We start from the raw sequence: 1,923 nt of genomic DNA on the forward strand, positions 1-1,923 counted from the left end.
CCGAAGTTCCAGCGCCGCGTGCGCCGGTTTCAGCCAATAAGCCCTCTGGAATCAATGAGATAGGTGCTTTCTTGGTTTGCTGGATGTAGGCATGTATTTTCTTGAATATGCCAATGACATCGCCTATATATGTAGGCATGCATGTCCATGTTGTACCGAACCGGGGCTCGCCCCCCACCGTGCTGCTGCGCGAGTCCTATCGCGAGGGCTCCAAGGTAGGCAAACGCACGCTTGCCAATTTGTCGAGCCTGTCGGCCGCGCAGATCGAAGCTATTCGCGCAGCGCTGCATGGCGAGGCCTTGCAGCCAGTAGCGCAGTGCTTCGAGATCACCGCATCGCGTTCGCATGGCCATGTGCAAGCCGCTGCGCTGACCCTGCAGCGCCTGGGCCTTGCCTCACTTGTCGCCTCCAAGCCCTGCCGCGAACGCGACCTGGTGCTGGCGATGGTGGCCGCGCGCATCGTCGCTGCGCACACCAAGCTCGCCACCACCCGCTGGTGGCACACCACGACGCTGGCCGAGGACTTCGGCGTGGCCGATGCGAGCGAGGACGATCTGTACGCGGCGATGGACTGGTTGCTTGCGCGCCAGGGCGCGATCCAGAAGAAGCTCGCCGCGCGGCACCTGGGCGCCGGCGCTCTGGTGCTTTACGACTTGTCGTCCAGTTACTTCGAGGGCAGTTGCTGCCCGCTGGCCAAGCTCGGCTACAGCCGCGACGGTAGGAAGGGCATGCTGCAGGTCAACTACGGCCTGCTCACCGATGCGTGCGGCTGCCCGGTGGCAGTGTCGGTGCATGAGGGCAATGTCGCCGACAGCCAGACCTTGCTGCCCGAGGTCCAGCGGCTGCGCGAAGACTTCGGCGTCGAGCAATTGGTGATGGTGGGCGACCGCGGCATGATCTCCAACAAGGCGATCCAGGAGATGCGCGAGTCCGAGGGCGTGGGCTGGATCAGTGCATTGAAGAGCGTGTCGATCCGCGCGCTGGTCGAGCAGGGCCACCTGCAGCTGGGCTTGTTCGACGAGCGCAACCTGCTCGAGCTGAGTTCGCCGGACTACCCCGGCGAGCGGCTGGTGGCGTGCCGCAATCCAGAGCTGGCCAAGCTGCGCACGCACAAGCGCGAGGAGTTATTGGTGGCCACCGAGGCCAGCCTGGAGAGGATCAAGGCCCGCGTGGATGCGCTCAAGCTGGTCGGGCGTGACGAGATCGGCTTGCGCGTGGGCAAGGTCGTCAACCAGTACAAGATGGCCAAGCACTTCGAACTGGCCATCGGCGACAACGCCTTCACCTTCGCGCGCAAGACAGACGCCATCGCCGCCGAGGCGGCGCTGGACGGCATTTACATCATCCGCACGTCGGTGAGCGCGGCGCAGATGGACTCGGCCGACTGCGTGCGCAACTACAAGTCGCTGGCCAACGTCGAGCGCGCGTTCCGCTCGCTCAAGACGATCGACCTGAAGGTGCGCCCGATCCACCACCGCACCGCTGATCGGGTGCGCGCGCACATCTTCCTGTGCATGCTCGCCTACTACGTCGAGTGGCACATGCGCGAGGCTTGGCGCGAGCTGATGTTCGCCGACACCGACCAGCGGGCCAAGGCCATGCGCGACCCCGTGGCGCCTGCCAAGCGTTCCAAGGCGGCGCTGGCCAAAGCGGCCCGCCACACCCTTGACGACGGCACGCCCGCACACAGCTTCGCGACGCTGCTTGAGGAACTCACGACCATCGTGCGCAACACCTGTCGCACACCCAGCGCCGGGCCCGATGCGCCGACCTTCGAGGTCCTCACTACGCCCAACGCGAAACAACAACGCGCGCTCGATCTGCTCCAGCAGATCCGTCTGTAGACAGAAACCGGAACCCCAAACTCACGCCAAGTGCTTGTCGTGCAAAGACAAACTCGCTCGGCGATTGGAGGAACTTCGG

The 1,923-nt window shown here is 64.5% G+C and carries 1 protein-coding gene; it reads left to right on the forward strand.

Translation table 11 applies throughout. The features are described from left to right. Positions 1-137 precede the first annotated feature (137 nt). Complete coding sequence (locus AC1DNF_RS35520) at positions 138-1,844, forward strand: IS1634 family transposase (protein ID WP_478153605.1); 1,707 nt, start codon at positions 138-140, stop codon at positions 1,842-1,844. The last annotated feature ends 79 nt before the right edge of the window (positions 1,845-1,923 follow it).

The sequence above is a fragment of the Variovorax sp. 01T432 genome, assembly GCF_056398605.1.

Bases quoted from the DNA above. Each gene is read 5' to 3' on its own strand.
- AC1DNF_RS35520 (WP_478153605.1), top strand. From the start codon at position 138: ATGCATGTCCATGTTGTACCGAACCGGGGCTCGCCCCCCACCGTGCTG.